Source organism: Stenotrophomonas sp. KH_036_B, assembly GCF_057839485.1.
Genome location: NZ_CM174491.1, coordinates 4,171,707 through 4,185,946 on the forward strand (window position 1 = coordinate 4,171,707; position 14,240 = coordinate 4,185,946).

At 68.9% G+C, this 14,240-nt stretch carries 14 protein-coding genes; 9 read left to right on the forward strand and 5 right to left on the reverse strand.

What is annotated here, in order from left to right:
- Positions 1–29 precede the first annotated feature (29 nt).
- Positions 30–1,838 (forward strand): MFS transporter, encoded by a 1,809-nt coding sequence (locus AC3ITN_RS18455; RefSeq protein WP_489391456.1) that lies wholly within the window; start codon positions 30–32, stop codon positions 1,836–1,838.
- Between the two features lie 18 nt (positions 1,839–1,856).
- Here AC3ITN_RS18455 and AC3ITN_RS18460 read toward each other — a convergent pair whose 3' ends face one another.
- Positions 1,857–2,339: a SecDF P1 head subdomain-containing protein gene (locus AC3ITN_RS18460; RefSeq protein WP_489391457.1), complete on the reverse strand. Its 483-nt coding sequence runs from the start codon at positions 2,337–2,339 to the stop codon at positions 1,857–1,859.
- A 69-nt stretch (positions 2,340–2,408) separates the two neighbouring features.
- Here AC3ITN_RS18460 and AC3ITN_RS18465 point away from each other — a divergent pair, with 69 nt between their 5' ends.
- Entirely contained in the window at positions 2,409–2,687 is a 279-nt protein-coding gene (locus AC3ITN_RS18465) for a hypothetical protein (RefSeq protein ID WP_489391458.1), read from the forward strand.
- Here AC3ITN_RS18465 and AC3ITN_RS18470 read toward each other — a convergent pair.
- Positions 2,648–3,211: an HdeD family acid-resistance protein gene (locus AC3ITN_RS18470; protein ID WP_489391459.1), complete on the reverse strand. Its 564-nt coding sequence runs from the start codon at positions 3,209–3,211 to the stop codon at positions 2,648–2,650. The two genes, AC3ITN_RS18465 and AC3ITN_RS18470, sit on opposite strands and share 40 nt — an antisense overlap.
- A gap of 69 nt (positions 3,212–3,280) precedes the next feature.
- Positions 3,281–3,976, reverse strand: coding sequence for a double zinc ribbon domain-containing protein (locus tag AC3ITN_RS18475; protein ID WP_313345530.1), 696 nt, complete (start codon positions 3,974–3,976; stop codon positions 3,281–3,283).
- A gap of 510 nt (positions 3,977–4,486) precedes the next feature.
- Between AC3ITN_RS18475 and bioB the strand changes: the two genes are divergently transcribed.
- The 5 genes from bioB (at position 4,487) to bioC (ending at position 9,419) form a co-directional block, all read left to right on the forward strand.
- The gene (bioB, locus tag AC3ITN_RS18480) at positions 4,487–5,536 is read left to right on the forward strand and encodes a biotin synthase BioB (protein WP_489391460.1); all 1,050 of its coding nucleotides are present in this window, start codon (positions 4,487–4,489) and stop codon (positions 5,534–5,536) included.
- A gap of 79 nt (positions 5,537–5,615) precedes the next feature.
- The gene (gene bioF, locus AC3ITN_RS18485; RefSeq protein ID WP_313345534.1) at positions 5,616–6,827 is read left to right on the forward strand and encodes an 8-amino-7-oxononanoate synthase; all 1,212 of its coding nucleotides are present in this window, start codon (positions 5,616–5,618) and stop codon (positions 6,825–6,827) included.
- Positions 6,828–6,849: 22 nt separating this feature from the next.
- Positions 6,850–7,611, forward strand: coding sequence for a pimeloyl-ACP methyl ester esterase BioH (gene bioH, locus AC3ITN_RS18490; RefSeq protein WP_489391461.1), 762 nt, complete (start codon positions 6,850–6,852; stop codon positions 7,609–7,611).
- 59 nt (positions 7,612–7,670) lie between these two features.
- Positions 7,671–8,453, forward strand: a complete 783-nt coding sequence (locus AC3ITN_RS18495; RefSeq protein ID WP_313345539.1) for an SDR family oxidoreductase — start codon at positions 7,671–7,673, stop codon at positions 8,451–8,453.
- Positions 8,454–8,534: 81 nt separating this feature from the next.
- Positions 8,535–9,419: a malonyl-ACP O-methyltransferase BioC gene (gene bioC / locus AC3ITN_RS18500; protein WP_313345542.1), complete on the forward strand. Its 885-nt coding sequence runs from the start codon at positions 8,535–8,537 to the stop codon at positions 9,417–9,419.
- Between the two features lie 37 nt (positions 9,420–9,456).
- Here the strand turns inward: bioC and AC3ITN_RS18505 are convergent, their stop codons facing one another.
- Both AC3ITN_RS18505 and AC3ITN_RS18510 read right to left on the reverse strand, forming a co-directional pair.
- A complete protein-coding gene (locus AC3ITN_RS18505) occupies positions 9,457–10,068 on the reverse strand; it encodes a YdcF family protein (RefSeq protein WP_489391462.1) in 612 nt (203 codons plus the stop codon).
- Positions 10,065–11,024 carry a pyridoxal-phosphate dependent enzyme gene (locus AC3ITN_RS18510; RefSeq protein WP_489391463.1) on the reverse strand — a complete coding sequence of 320 codons (960 nt, stop codon included), beginning with the start codon at positions 11,022–11,024 and terminating at the stop codon, positions 10,065–10,067. The genes AC3ITN_RS18505 and AC3ITN_RS18510 overlap by 4 nt, the downstream gene beginning before the upstream one ends.
- A gap of 146 nt (positions 11,025–11,170) precedes the next feature.
- On the opposite strand from AC3ITN_RS18510, the gene AC3ITN_RS18515 reads away from it, so the two are divergent.
- On the forward strand, positions 11,171–11,716 hold the full coding sequence (locus AC3ITN_RS18515; protein WP_489391464.1) for a hypothetical protein: 546 nt from the start codon (positions 11,171–11,173) through the stop codon (positions 11,714–11,716).
- Positions 11,717–12,295: 579 nt separating this feature from the next.
- Positions 12,296–14,185 (forward strand): tRNA uridine-5-carboxymethylaminomethyl(34) synthesis enzyme MnmG, encoded by a 1,890-nt coding sequence (gene mnmG / locus AC3ITN_RS18520; protein ID WP_489391465.1) that lies wholly within the window; start codon positions 12,296–12,298, stop codon positions 14,183–14,185.
- Positions 14,186–14,240: the final 55 nt, after the last annotated feature.

Sequence of the window (14,240 nt, forward strand, 5' to 3'; positions counted from 1 at the left end):
GCGCGTTCCAACGTAGACAGGACCGCACCATGAACGACGTTTCCGCCGTTATGCCCGTGCCCGCTTCCGCCCCCGCGCCGCGCTGGCCGGTGCGCTATCTGTTGTTCATCGGCGGCATGGGCGGCCTGCTCTACGGCATCGACATCGGCATCATCGCCGGCGCGCTGCCCTACCTGGAAGCGACCGCGACCGCCAGTTGGCACCTCACCACGCAACAGCTTGGATTCGTTGTCGCCGCCGTGCTGCTGGGCAGCGTGCTGTCCTCGCTGTTCGCCGGCGCCATCGCCGACCTGATCGGGCGGCGTGGCGCGATGGTGCTGGCGGGGCTGCTGTTCACCGCCAGCATTCCGGTCATGGCGCTTTCCGAAGGTTACGGCCCGCTGTTGATGGGCCGCCTGCTGCAGGGCATCAGCGGCGGCCTGATCGGCGTTGTGGTGCCGCTGTACCTGGCCGAGGTGCTCAGCCCTGAAAAGCGCGGGCGCGGCGCGGCGATGTTCCAGCTGCTGCTGACCATCGGGCTGGTGCTGGCGGCGGTGATCGGGCTGTATCACGCGCACAGCGTTGACGCGGCCACCGCGGCCGTCGCGCATCTTCCGGGCGAGGAGCAGCAGCGCCTGCTTTACACGGTGAAGGACCACGCGTGGCGCACCATCTTCTGGAGCTGCCTGCTGCCCGGACTGGTATTCACTGCTGGCGCGCTGCTCATCAGCGAGTCGCCGCGCTGGCTGGTGCGGCGCGGTCGCATTGCCAAGGCGCGGGTCGCCCTGCAGCGCACCGTGGCGCCGGCCGACGTGGAGGCCACGCTGGCGCGCATGCAGGCACCCGACGCCCCGGCCAGCGATGGCACACCCGTCACGCGCGATCCCCTGCTCAGTCGCCGCTATGTATGGCCGTTCGTGCTGGCCTGCCTGGTGCTGGCGTTTACCCAGGCGACCGGCATCAACTCGGTGCTGGCCTATGCGGTGAACATCCTGCACCAGGCCGGGTTGCCCGGTGCGGTTGCCAACTGGGCCGACGTGTCGATCAAGCTCCTCAACGCGTTGATGACCGTGGTGGCGCTGGTGCTGGTGGACCGCAAAGGACGCAGGTTCCTGCTGATGCTGGGCACCGGCGGCATCACCATCGCCCTGCTCGGCGCGGCGCTGCTGTTCCTGCGCAGCGAGCATGGGCGGCTGGATGTCCAGTCCGCACTGCAGCAGCAGGTGACGGGGCATACGCTTTCGTTGCCGATGGATGCCGCGCAATGGCAGCGCCTGGATGCCAACGCCGGCGCGCAGCCGCAGCAGCTCACCGTGTCCTACGCGTACGGCGGTTTCAGCAACGTGCGCTCGCTGCGCAGCGACAACCCGATCGACGCCACGCTGCAGATCCGCCGCGAAGATGCGGTATCGGCCGACAGCGTCATCGGCGCATTCTTCCGCCGCGTGCACCTCAACCCGTTCCCGGATCCCGCCGCAGCCGCACAGGCGCCGCTGGTGATCGAACGCGCCGTGATCGGCCCGGTGCCCTCGCCCACGCACGGCTGGCTGGTGGCCGGCTGCATCCTGCTGTTCGTGGCCTTCTTCGCGGTCGGCCCGGGCGTATGCGTGTGGCTGGCGCTGTCGGAGCTGATGCCCACCCGCATCCGCTCCAACGGCATGAGCATCGCGCTGCTGATCAACCAGTTCGTCTCCACCGTGATCGCCGCGATCTTCCTGCCCACCGTCGGCCACCACGGCTATGCCAGCATGTTCTTCTTCTGGGCCGGCTGCACGCTGCTGTACTTCCTGGTCGCCGCGTTCCTGTTGCCGGAGACCAAGGGCAGGACGCTGGAGGAGATCGAGGCCAAGTTCAGGTGACGTTGACCGGGCGGGCGTTCATGGCTCGCCCGTCATCCGCACGACAAGCGCTTTCGCCTCGTCGGGATCCACTCCCGCTGTCACCATGCTTTTCCCGAACGGACCGCTGATCACTGCCTGGCTGATCGGCGCACCGTCGACGGTCATCACCACCGCGCGGCCGACCAGCGCGGCGGTGGCATTCTGGATGCGCGTTTCGGAGGCCTCGGTGAAGGTGTAGTAGATGCTGGCCATTCCATCCTCACCCACTTCCTGGCGCACACTCGCAATCGCCGAAGTAGTGATGATGGGGGGACCCACGAGTTTGACCGGCGTGCCGTTCGGCAGTCGAGCGGTTACGCCCGATGCGTCGCGGGAAACCAGCCGCATCTCGATACGTGCGTCGCTGCGCGGCGGGTTGCCGCTGGGAACCCCTGCTGCTTCGGCCGTGCTGTCCTTGTTGCAGGCAGCAAGCAGCAGCACGCCCGCTGCCAGCAGGCTCCATCGCCATCCTTTGCGCATCGTGGGGCTCTCCGTTTGGTTCAGGCATTGTTATCCTGAAGCATGCCGGAAGGGAACGGGGAATACTCGATGGACAGCTGGGCCAAGGCGGTGATCAAGGCGCTTGCGATTCTGCTGTCCTGCATCTCCGCTTTCGGAATCGGCTTCGTTGCCGTGTTCTTCCTGCTGTGGTGGGTCTTCACCCCGTCCGTGGGTTGCGAGGCGCCCTGCGATGGCGGTGGCTACCTGGCCATGGGCTACACGCTGCTGATCGGACCCGTTGTAGGCATCGCATTCTCCTGGGGAGCCCTGCGTGCCCTCGGGAAGATTCAGCGCAACTTGCGCAACCGGAAGGCCACCACGATCTGAAGCACCCCGTAGACCAGGCTGCCGATACCGATCCACAGCGTGGTCACCGCCACCCCGCCCAACGGGTTGGCCACCATCATCGCGCCCAGCACGATCGCCAGCAGCCCGCTGACGATCAGCAGCCATTCGCCTTCGATCTGTTTGCGCACCCGGATGGCGAACACGATGCGGTACACGCCGGCCATGATCAGCCAGATCGCCAGCAGCAGGACCAGCACCTTGGCGGTCACCAGTGGGTTGATCACCGCCAGTGCGCCGAAGCCGATCGAGGCCAGCGCGTACACCAGCGCCCAGCCACGTGGCGTGCCGCTGTTGCCGCTGAACACCGCGAACAGGCTGATCAGGCCTTCCACCAGCGCCATGATGCCGATCGCCCAGGCCAGCCCGGCCGCGGCGGACAGCGGCCGGGTGATGGCGATCAGGCCGAAGCCCACCGCCAGCAGGCCATACAGCAGCACCACCCACCAGCTGCGGCCGACCAGCGACAACAGCGGGGTACCGCGCAGATCCGGCGACTGGCTCATGACGGTGGTCCTGGAAGGAGGGTCAACCGCGATGCTAGGCCCGCGCCCTGTGCACGCCGCGACAAGGGTTCAGGGCGCCCTGGCGCAGACCCACAGCGTGGCCTCGGCGAGGCCGGAGCGCCGCAGCGCGCGGACGGCGGCGTCCAGGGTCGCGCCGGTGGTCATCACGTCGTCTACCAGGGTCAGCCGCGGCGGCGGCGTGGCCTGCACGGCAAAGGCGCCCCGCAGGTTCTGGCGACGGGCATCGGCATCCAGCGTGGACTGCGCCACGGTGGCGCGGCTGCGGCATAGCCCGGACCACAGCGGCAGGCCCAGCTCGCGGGCGAGCGGACGGGCCAGCTCCCGCGCCTGGTCGTAGCCACGCTCACGTAGCCGGCGCCCATGCAGGGGCATCGGCAGCAGCGGCACCGCTGCGAAGGGCGGCACCGCCTGCAACATCAGCTGTGACAGCAGCCGCCCGGCGGCCAGATCCTGGTGGAACTTGAAGCGCAGCACCAGCCGGTCGATCGGCGGCGCGTACACGAAGGTGGCTGCCGCCCCGACCTGCCGCGGCGGTTCGCGCAGACAGGCGCCGCAGGCAGCGGCCGGCTCACCGGGCGGCAGCGGCAAGGCACACAGCGGGCAGGCGTGGTCGTTCCACGGCAGCTCGGCATGGCAGGCCGCACAGAGGTCCAGGCCGTCGTTGCCGGGATTGGAGCAGACCAGGCAGCGCAGGGGAAGAAATTGATGGCCGAGCCGAAGCAAGGCGTTGCGGAGGCTAACCATTGCCAGACAGCCCGATCCAATTTCACAAGAGACCAGACTGCCGCGCTGTCAGCCCAGCAACTATCAGCGGATGTCTGACGCTTTTGTAGCGCTTGCGGACAGGACGGGTGCCATTGGATCAGGTATCACCGTTTGGTGCGTGGTTGGCGGGTACCTGCGGGGCCCGCAACGATTGGAGGCGGCCTGCGCGTTGACCGTAGCGCATAGCGTTCTTGTTCGGGAACGACCGTGCTTGCACGGCTGTTGTCGCGCGGCTGTCCCTCTCCGCTTGTCGGTTGATGCGGGTCTACTTTTCGTGGAGAGGGGCGCCGTAGGCGGCTAGCCATTAGCTGCGCTCCCACGGTATCCACAGCAGCAAGGCCATCGATATCCCGGCCCAGTCCCAGTGCGGACAAGACGCGTAGAACTGTGGCCAAACCGTAAACTTATTGCAAATCCTTTCAGTTGACAGCGGCCCACAACCTCACCAGACTGCCGCCCTTTCGTTGCCCAATCTGTCAGGACACTCCCATGGCCTCTGTCATCCGCTACGACTGGCACCACGAGGAGCTGCTGGCGCTGTTCGACCTGCCCTTCCCCGAGCTGCTGCACCGGGCGACAGAGGTGCACCGGGCGCACTTCGACCCGGCCGAGGTGCAGGTCTCGACCCTGCTCTCGGTCAAGACCGGTGGCTGCCCGGAGGACTGCGCGTACTGCCCGCAGGCCCAGCGCTACGACACCGGGGTAGCCGCCCAGAAGTTGATGGCCACCGAAGACGTGGTCGCCAAGGCCCGCCAGGCCAAGGCGGCCGGCGCCTCCCGGTTCTGCATGGGCGCGGCGTGGCGCTCGCCCAAGGACCGCGATATCCCGAAGGTGGCGGCGATGATCCGCGAGGTGAAGGCGCTGGGGCTGGAAACCTGCGCCACGCTGGGCATGCTCGATGGCGCGCAGGCCGTGGCGCTGCGCGAGGCCGGGCTGGATTACTACAACCACAACCTGGACACCGCGCCGGAGTACTACGACTCCATCATCCACACCCGCCGGTACCAGGACCGGCTCGATACGTTGGAACACGTGCGCGAGGCCGGGCTGAAGACCTGTTGCGGCGGCATCGTCGGCATGGGGGAGACGCGCGCGCACCGCGCCGGGCTGCTGCTGGCGCTGGCCAATCTGCCGGCGCACCCCGATTCGGTGCCGATCAACCGACTGGTGCAGGTGGCCGGCACGCCGCTGCACGGCAGCGCCGCACTGGACCCGTTCGAGTTCGTGCGCATGATCGCGGTGGCGCGCATCGTGATGCCGCGGGCCATGGTGCGGCTGTCGGCCGGGCGCGAGGCGATGAGCGATGAGCTGCAGGCGCTGTGCTTCCTGGCCGGCGCCAACTCCATCTTTTATGGGGAAAAGCTGCTGACCACGGGCAACCCGGACACCGAACGCGACCTGGCCCTGTTCAGCCGGCTCGGGCTGCGCCCGATGGCGGTGCAGGTGGATGCGGTGGAGCACGACCACCCGGGCACCGTGCATGCCGGCATTACCTGCGATGACCAACGGTCATCGCCTGCCGGCGGACCAGCGGCCTGAGCCCTCCCCCGGGCGGTGCAGCGCTACGCCCGGCAAGCGAGTACGCTAGCTGCCCTGCCCGCCCATGACATTGACGACCATGGCCCGTCCTGACCTGCACGACCGCATCCAGTCCCAGCGCAAGCTTCGCGACGCGCAGGGCCGCATCCGTGTGAGACGCACCGTGACCCGGCGCGATGGCGTGCGCCTGGAGGTCAACGGCCAGTGGCTCACCGGCTTCTGCAGCAACGACTACCTGGGCCTGTCCCAGCAGTTCGGCGTGGTCAGTGCATTGCAGGACGCCGCCGCGCGCGAAGGTGCCGGTGCCACCGCGTCGCACCTGATCTGCGGTCACCACGCGCTGCATGAGGCGCTTGAGCAGGAAGTGGCCGATTGGCTGGGCTACCCGCGTGCACTGCTGTTCGGCAGCGGGTTTGCCGCCAACCTGGCGGTGCAGCAGGCGCTGCTCAGCGAAGAAGATGATGTGTGCGTGCAGGACCGGCTCAACCACGCCAGCCTTCTCGATGCCACGCGCCTGGCCGGCTGCCGCCTGCGCCGCTACCCGCACCTGGACACCGAAGGCGCGCTGCGCCAGCTCAAGCACGCGCCGGAGGGCGCGGCGATGCTGGTCACCGACGGCGTCTTCAGCATGGATGGCGACATCGCCCCGCTGCGCTCGCTGTCGCTGGTGGCGCGCATGCAGGAAGCACTGCTGTACGTGGACGACGCGCATGGCATCGGCGTGGTGGGTGAACACGGCCGCGGCTGCGTGGCCGATGCCGGCCTGGGCGTGGCCGATGTGCCGCTGCAGCTGGTCACGCTGGGCAAGGCACTGGGTTGCAGTGGTGCCGTGGTGGTTGGCGATGACGCGCTGATCCAGCACCTGGCTGAAACCGCACGTCCTTACATCTACACCACCGCCGTGCCACCGGCACAGGCGGCTGCCGCGCTGGCCGCGGTAAAGCTGGCGCGCCGTGATGACTGGCGCCGCGAGAAACTGGCCGAACTGGTCGGCGTCTTCCGCGCCGGTGCACGCCAGCACGGCCTGGAACTGATGCCGTCGGACACGCCGATCCAGCCGTTGCTGTGCAGTGCCGAGTCGACGGTGATGGCACTGTCGGCGGCGCTGGAAGCGGCCGGTTTCCTGGTCAGTGCGATCCGTCCGCCGACCGTACCGGAAGGCAAGGCGCGCCTGCGCGTGACCCTGTCCGCGCTGCACACCGTGCCGCAGGTACGCGCGCTGACCGACGCCATCGCGCATGCGCGTGACCAGGTGCTGCGCCAGCAGTCGCTGGATGCGCTGAGCGCGTGATGCACGGCAGTTGGTGGTGAGCATGCATATCGAGGTCGTCGGCACCGGTCCCGCACTGGTACTGATCCACGGCTGGGCGCTGCATGGCGGCGTGTTCGCGCCGCTGGTCGAACGCCTCTCCGCGCAGTTCCAGCTGCACCTGGTCGACCTGCCCGGGCACGGTGCGAGCCGCGATGACCCCACGCCACTGCGCCTGCCCTTCGTGGTCAGTGCCATTGCCGCCGCCACGCCACCGGCTGTGTGGTGCGGGTGGTCGTTGGGCGGCCTGTTCGCACTGCACGCGGCGGCGACGCTGCCCAAGGTGCGCGGGCTGGCGATGATCGCGGCCACGCCGCGTTTCGTGCGGGGCGACGACTGGCCGCACGCCGTGGAGCCTGCGGTCTTCGAGCAGTTCGGGCAGGACCTGGCCCAGGACTACCGCGGCACGCTGGAACGCTTCCTGGCGCTGGACGCCATGGGCTCCGAACACGCCCGACAGGAACTGCGCACGCTGCGGGCCGCACTGGTGGCGCGCGGTGAACCGGCTCCGCGCGCCCTGCAGGAAGGCCTGCACCTGCTCGAGAACACCGACCTGCGCGGTGCACTGCCCAGTCTGCGCCCCCCCAGCCTGTGGCTGGCCGGCCAGCGCGACCGGCTGGTGTCGGCACGGGCGATGCAGGCGGCGGCCGCACTGACGCCGCAGGCCACCGCCCATGTGGTGGCCCACGGTGGCCATGCGCCCTTCCTGGGCCATACCGACGAGGTGGCCGCGCACCTGCAACACTTCGTTGCCGCACTCGCCTGACCCATCCCGCACGTGCATCACCGATCATGTACGCCTGCCCTCGCTTACGGAACTGACGCATGGATCTTGGAATCGCCGGCCGCTGGGCCCTCGTCTGCGCTGCCAGTAAAGGCCTGGGACTGGGCTGTGCCCGGGCCCTGGTGCGTGAAGGCGTCAACGTGGTGATCGCCGCGCGCGGCGAGGACGCGCTGGTGCGCGCCGGGCTGGACCTGCAGGCATTGCCCGGTGCAGGCAAAGTGGTCACGGTGGTCGCCGATGTCACCACCGACGCCGGCCGCGCCGCCGCGCTGGCGGCCTGCCCGCAGGTGGACATCCTGATCAACAACGCGGGTGGCCCGCCGGCGGGTGATTTCCGCCAGTTCGACCGCGACGACTGGATCGCCGCGCTGGACGCGAACATGCTGGCGCCGATCGCACTCATCCGGGCCACCGTGGACGGCATGATCGAACGCGGCTTCGGTCGCGTGGTCAACATCACCTCGTCGTCGGTGAAGGCGCCCATCGACATCCTGGGGCTGTCCAACGGCGCGCGCTCGGGCCTGACCGGTTTCGTGGCCGGGCTGGCGCGCAGGACCGTGGCCCACAACGTCACCCTCAACAACCTGCTGCCGGGCCAGTTCGATACGGACCGCCTGCGCGGCAACTTCGCGTACATGGCCCAGCAGCAGGGGGTGGATGCGGGCCAGATCGCCGAGCGCAAGCGCACCCACATTCCCGCCGGGCGTTTCGGCACCGCCGACGAGTTCGGCGCGGCCTGCGCGTTCCTGTGCAGCGCACAGGCCGGCTACATCACCGGGCAGAACCTGCTGATCGACGGCGGGGCTTACCCGGGTACGTTCTGAGTACCGGCGCGCGGCCCACGGTCGTGCGCTACCTGCCGGGGGTTGCCCGGAATGATGTCCGTTTTCCGCAGTGAGCCTTCCATGACGTCCAGCTTCGATCCCCATCATGTCCGCCGCGCGTTCTCGCGTGCCGCCAGCAGTTATGACGCCGCCGCCGCCCTGCAGCGCGAAGTGGAAAAGCGCCTGCTGGAATCGCTGGAGTACCTGGAAAGCCGGCAGCCGGACGTGGTGCTGGACGTGGGCAGCGGCACCGGGCACGCCAGCGCGGCGATGAAGAAGCGTTGGCCAAAGGCGCAGGTGATCGCGCTGGACCTGGCCGAGCCCATGCTGCGCGAGGCGAAGAAGCAGGCCGGCTGGTGGAAGCCGTTTTCCCGCGTCTGTGGCAACGCGCAGGCCCTGCCGGTGCTGGACCAGAGCGTGGACGTGATCTACAGCAACCTGTGCCTGCAGTGGGTGGAAGACCTGCCGGCGGTGTTTGCCGGGTTCCGTCGCGCGCTGAAGCCTGGTGGGCTGCTGCTGTGTTCCACGTTCGGCCCGGAAACACTGATCGAACTGCGCGATGCGTTTGCCAGCGCCGACACCACCCCGCACGTGAGCCGCTTCCCCCCCATCGCCCAGTTTGGCGACGCGCTGATGATGTCCGGGTTCCGCGACCCGGTGCTGGACCGCGACCTGTTCACGCTGACCTACAGCGACCTGGATGCGTTGATGCGCGAACTACGCGCGATCGGGGCGACGAACGCGCGCCAGGATCGCCGCCACACGCTGACCGGGCGCGGACGCTTCGCCGCGGCGCGGGCCGCCTACGAACCGTTGCGCCGCGAGGATGGCAAGCTGCCCAGCAGCTGGGAAGTGATCTATGCCCACGCATGGGCGCCGGACGCCGGTGCGCCGATCCGGGAACGCGGCCAGGATGTGGCCAGCGTGCCGGTGTCGGCGATACCGATCCGGCGCAAGACCCCGTAAGAAATCGCAGGCACACGCCATGCGTGTCCAGCGGGGGTCAGGAACCGTTCGCCGCGGGGAACATGTCGCGGTGGAAGAAATAGATTTCCTGCGCCAGGAACTTCCAGCTGGTGTGGAAGCTGCGGAAGCGTGTGCTCGGCGTTGAAGACGCCAGCGCGTCGATGCCCAGTTCCTGGGCCAGGCGCAGCGCGCGGGCCATGTGCAGCGGGTCGCTGACGATGATCACCCGGTGCAGCGCGTGCTGGTCCATCAGCCGGCGCGCCTCCACCAGGTTCTGGCGGGTGGTGCGCGAGGCGGTTTCGATCAGGATCGCGTCTTCGGGCACGCCCTGCTTGAGCGCGTAACGGCGCGCCACCTGCGATTCGGAGAAACGCGCGCCCGTACCGCCGTAGCCGCCAGTGAAGATCAGCAGCGGCGCGTAGCCCTGGTTGTACAGATCCAGGCCGTGGCGGATGCGCTCCTCGAACACCGGAGACGGTTTGGCGTCGTACGCGGCGGCGCCCAGCACGATGATGGCGTCGGCCTTCGCGGCCTGGTCGCGCTCGCCGACCCAGACGATCCATGCGGTCACGCACAGCAGCCAGGCGGCCAGCAGGATGCACAGCCGCCACAACCAGCCGATCAGGCCCACACGCGCACGCCGGGTCATGCGCCGGTCCAGGGCAGCGCGTCCAGATCGACGTTGCCGCCAGACAGCACCACGCCTACCCGCTGCCCGGCAAAGCGCGCCGGGTCGGACAGGATGGCCGCCAGCGCGATCGCCGAGGACGGCTCCACCACCTGCTTCAGGACCTGCCAGAGCACGCGCATGGCGGCGAGGGTGTCCGCATCGTCCACGGTGATCACCTCGGCCGCGCCATGCAGCAGGGTGAAGTTGGGCGCACCGAGCGTGCCGCGCAGGCCGTCGCAGATCGTATCGGGGGTGAAGTCGACACGGCGCTCGCCCGCGGCCAGCGAGCGCGCGGTATCGGCAGCGCCGGCCGGCTCGGCCAGCACCAGCCGCGTGCCCGGCGCGGTTGCCTGCAACGCCAGGCGGGTGCCTGCCGCCAGCCCGCCGCCGCCCACCGGCACCACCACGATGTCGAACGGGCCGTGGCTGTGCAGCAGCTCCAGCGCGGCGGTGCCCTGCCCGGCGATCACCTGGCGGTCGGTATAGGGGTGGACCAGGGTCGCGCCGGTTTCAGCTTCGACCCGGGCGCACAGTGCCTCGCGGGCGGCGATGCTGGGCGCGCACCGCCACAGCGTGGCGCCGTGGCGCACGATGTTGGCCAGCTTGGCCGCCACCGCGCCCTCGGGCACCACCACGTGGCAGGCGATGCCCCGCGTGCGGGCCGCCAGGGCCAGCGCGGCGCCGTGGTTGCCGGACGAATGGGTCACCACCCCGCGCGCGGCCACCGCATCGGACAAGGCCCACACCGCATTGCACGCGCCGCGGAACTTGAACGCGCCGCCGCGCTGCAGGTGCTCGCCTTTGAAGGCCAGGTGCGCCCCGCTGAGCGCGTCCAGGGTGCGCGACTGCAGCACCGGGGTCACGCTGGCGTGGGGCGCGATCCGCGCAGCGGCGGCCAACAGGTCATCGGCGCAGGGCAAGGATGAATCGGTCATGACACAAGATTAACGTAAGCCTTCGGTCCGTACCGACTGCCGCGTCCGTGCCACGATGGCAATCATTCATCCGGATCGCCCAGAGTTAAGGGCCGATTCAATGCAGCGGGCTGAAGCTGGGCCCATACCCTTGGGGGGACCCGATCATGAAGATGCGCCTGATGCTTGCCGGTGGCCTGTTGTTGGCCTTGTCCGGTTGCGCCACCTACGACTACGTCGGCGGCGGTGGCGGCAGTGGCTACTACCACGGTGCGCCGTCGGTGGAGTACCGCTACCCGGCGGGCTATCCGTACGGCTATGGCAACGGCTACGGCAGCGGCTACTACGGTGGCGGCGGTTACTACGGCTACGGCGGGTACGGTGGTTACAGCAACTACCCCATCTACCGGCCGTACCCGAACTATCGCCCGCCGCACAACCATCGCCCGCCACCGCGTCCCGGCAATGGCAACGGAGGCCAGGTGCGCCCGCCGGATCGTCCGCGTCCGCCCAACTACAACGGTGGGTCGCCGTGGCGGAACATGGATTCGGTGGGGTCGCGCCCGCAGCGCCCGGATCGCCCGCAGCAGCAGCGACCAGTGAGTGCTCCGCAGAGCCGGCCGAGCCCGCCGCCGCGTCCTGCGCAGCAGCGGAGCAACGGTTCGCCTTGGCGGAACATGGATAGGGTGAACCAGCGCACACAAGAAAGATAAAGGCGCTTGATTTTCACGCCCTTGGCAGTTCAATCTAGCCAAGCAGTGACGGCCTCGGTCGAAAAGTGACAAAAGCGACCTGGTGCGTCACATTGAGCTCTATGTCGATATCCGACAGGAACATCTGGATCCCCCCTGTTCCGGCCCTGTCGGATGTCGGCACCCATAAAGCAGAAGGCCCCGCCAATGGCGGGGCCTTTTGTTTTCCGGGCACCCCGCCGGAATGCGCGGGGACCGAAACGCCTTGGCTACCGGGAGACACGACGGGCCGGGTACAAAAAAACGGGGCCGACAGTCCCCCGACTGTCGGCCCCTCTGCTTCCCCTGGATGCGCATGGACCGGCCCCTGTTCCAATTCCGGTCCGTAGCGCCCGAAGGCACCTGCCATCCTGGGTGCTATTGGGTTATCTGCAGAAAACGTGCCAACTTGAGGGTCAATGTCGGTTTTTTTTTGGCGGCGACGCCCGGCGCCCCGGCGGGCCACGGTTCACGGACCCGGCGCGATCGGCGCTAAAATCATCAGCCGCGCCCTGCCCCAGGGCTGATCCGGGCCGTTCCGGCCCCGCTCCCGAGCTGCCCATGACCGATTCTTTCTACGGCTACGACGTCATCGTGATCGGCGGCGGCCACGCCGGCACCGAAGCCGCGCTGGCCGCCGCCCGCAGTGGCGTGCGTACGCTGCTGCTGACCCACAACGTCGAAACCATCGGCGCGATGAGCTGCAACCCGGCCATCGGCGGGATCGGCAAGGGTCATCTGGTCAAGGAGATCGACGCCCTGGGCGGCGCCATGGCGCATGCCGCCGACCGCGCCGGCATCCAGTGGCGCACGCTCAATGCCTCCAAGGGCCCGGCGGTGCGCGCCACGCGCTGCCAGGCCGACCGCAACCTGTACCGCATGGCGATCCGCGGCAGGGTCGAAGCCCAGCCCAACCTGACCGTGTTCCAGGCGGCCGTGGATGACCTGGTGATCGACGGCGACGCGGTGCGCGGGGTGATCACCCAGACCGGTCTGCAGTTCAATGCACCGGCCGTGGTGCTCACGGCCGGCACCTTCCTGGCCGGCAAGATCCACGTGGGCCAGACCCAGTACGCCGCCGGACGCATGGGCGACCCGCCGGCCACCACCCTGGCCGCGCGCCTGCGCGAGCGCCCGTTCGCGATCGACCGCCTGAAGACCGGCACGCCGCCGCGCATCGACGGCCGCTCACTGGACTACAGCGTCATGGACGAGCAGCCCGGCGACACCCCGCGCCCGGTGATGTCGTTCCTGGGCAGCGTGGCCGAGCACCCGGCGCAGGTGAGCTGCTGGATCACCCACACCAGCGAGCAGACCCACGAGATCATCCGCGGCGCGCTGCACCGTTCGCCGCTGTACAGCGGCCAGATCGAGGGCATCGGCCCGCGCTACTGCCCGTCCATCGAAGACAAGGTGGTGCGCTTCGCCGAGAAGGCCAGCCACCAGATCTTCGTTGAGCCCGAAGGGCTGGACGTGGTGGAGGTCTATCCCAACGGCATCTCCACCTCGCTGCCGTTCGATGTGCAGCTGGCGCTGGTGCGCAGCATCCGCGGCTTCGAGAACGCACACATCACGCGCCCGGGCTACGCCATCGAGTACGACTTCTTCGACCCGCGCGGGCTGAACAACACGCTGGAGACCAAGGCCGTGTCAGGCCTGTTCTTCGCCGGGCAGATCAACGGCACCACCGGGTACGAAGAGGCCGCCGCGCAGGGCCTGCTGGCCGGGCTCAATGCCGCGCGCCATGTGCGCGACGAGGCAGGCTGGTGTCCGCGCCGCGACGAGGCCTACCTCGGGGTGCTGGTCGACGACCTGATCACCCACGGCACCACCGAGCCGTACCGCATGTTCACCAGCCGGGCCGAGTACCGGCTGCAGCTGCGCGAAGACAACGCCGACGTGCGCCTGACCGGTATCGGACGCGAACTCGGCCTGGTCGATGAGCGTCGCTGGGCGGCGTTCCAGACCAAGCAGGACGCGGTGGCGCAGGAATCGGCGCGGCTGCGTGCAGTGTGGGCCACGCCGGCCAACGCACTGGGGCGCGAGGTGGAGGCCACGCTGGGCGTGGCGGTCAGCCGCGAGACCAACGTGCTGGACCTGATCAAGCGCCCGGAGCTGGACTACGCCAAGCTCATGCAGGTGCCCTCGCTGGGCCCGGGCGTGGACGATGCCAAGGTGGCCGAACAGGTCGAGATCGGGGTGAAGTACGCCGGCTACCTGGACCGCCAGCGTGACGAGATCGAACGCCAGCAGCGCCACGAAAACACCGCCATCGATGCCGCGTTCGATTACGCCACGGTGCGCGGGTTGTCGGCCGAAGTGCAGCAGAAGCTGGAACGCGTGCGCCCGCAGACCATCGGCCAGGCCCAGCGCATTCCCGGCATGACCCCGGCGGCGATCTCGCTGCTGCTGGTGCACCTGGAACGCGCGCGCCGCAGCCGCGTGGCGTAAGGCGCCGACGACACCGTAGCGGTCATGGGGCGCGGCGTGGCTCTACAATCGGGTG

Coding starts and splice junctions, on each gene's coding strand:
- AC3ITN_RS18470 (WP_489391459.1), bottom strand. CDS start 3,211: ATGAGCCAGTCGCCGGATCTGCGCGGTACCCCGCTGTTGTCGCTGGTC.
- AC3ITN_RS18465 (WP_489391458.1), top strand. CDS start 2,409: ATGGACAGCTGGGCCAAGGCGGTGATCAAGGCGCTTGCGATTCTGCTG.
- bioF (WP_313345534.1), top strand. CDS start 5,616: ATGGCCCGTCCTGACCTGCACGACCGCATCCAGTCCCAGCGCAAGCTT.
- bioB (WP_489391460.1), top strand. CDS start 4,487: ATGGCCTCTGTCATCCGCTACGACTGGCACCACGAGGAGCTGCTGGCG.
- AC3ITN_RS18505 (WP_489391462.1), bottom strand. CDS start 10,068: ATGACCCGGCGTGCGCGTGTGGGCCTGATCGGCTGGTTGTGGCGGCTG.
- AC3ITN_RS18495 (WP_313345539.1), top strand. CDS start 7,671: ATGGATCTTGGAATCGCCGGCCGCTGGGCCCTCGTCTGCGCTGCCAGT.
- AC3ITN_RS18460 (WP_489391457.1), bottom strand. CDS start 2,339: ATGCGCAAAGGATGGCGATGGAGCCTGCTGGCAGCGGGCGTGCTGCTG.
- mnmG (WP_489391465.1), top strand. CDS start 12,296: ATGACCGATTCTTTCTACGGCTACGACGTCATCGTGATCGGCGGCGGC.
- AC3ITN_RS18475 (WP_313345530.1), bottom strand. CDS start 3,976: ATGGTTAGCCTCCGCAACGCCTTGCTTCGGCTCGGCCATCAATTTCTT.
- bioC (WP_313345542.1), top strand. CDS start 8,535: ATGACGTCCAGCTTCGATCCCCATCATGTCCGCCGCGCGTTCTCGCGT.
- AC3ITN_RS18510 (WP_489391463.1), bottom strand. CDS start 11,024: ATGACCGATTCATCCTTGCCCTGCGCCGATGACCTGTTGGCCGCCGCT.
- bioH (WP_489391461.1), top strand. CDS start 6,850: ATGCATATCGAGGTCGTCGGCACCGGTCCCGCACTGGTACTGATCCAC.
- AC3ITN_RS18515 (WP_489391464.1), top strand. CDS start 11,171: ATGAAGATGCGCCTGATGCTTGCCGGTGGCCTGTTGTTGGCCTTGTCC.
- AC3ITN_RS18455 (WP_489391456.1), top strand. CDS start 30: ATGAACGACGTTTCCGCCGTTATGCCCGTGCCCGCTTCCGCCCCCGCG.